Below are 281 nucleotides of genomic sequence, written 5' to 3'. Positions count from 1 at the left end.
CTCACTGCCGCCTTTTACGCATTCGAGTAACGTTCCGTCTCCGGCATCCAGCGTTCTATCAGGGCTTTTGCCTGTTGTGGGTAACGTTCGTGAATATGGCGTGCCAGGCGCTGAACTTCCGGGATCATCGCCTGATCGCGCAGTAAATCCGCCACTTTAAATTCAGCATTACCCGTCTGACGCGTGCCTAACAATTCGCCAGGGCCGCGAATCTCCAGATCTTTTTGCGCAATCACAAAACCGTCGTTACTGTCGCGCAGCACTTGCAGGCGAATTTGCAC

Annotated in this window: 1 pseudogene; it reads right to left on the bottom strand. The window is 53.7% G+C overall.

Going from position 1 to position 281, the window contains the following annotated elements:
• Positions 1-14: 14 nt before the first annotated feature.
• A pseudogene (locus AC0L3S_RS39305) lies at positions 15-281 on the bottom strand (ATP-dependent DNA helicase RecG); the annotation flags it as partial.

The sequence above is a fragment of the Bradyrhizobium sp. Ken01 genome (genome assembly GCF_055807355.1).
The sequence above is the reverse complement of the archived record's forward strand: the minus strand, read 5'-3'. Positions and strand labels throughout refer to the sequence as shown.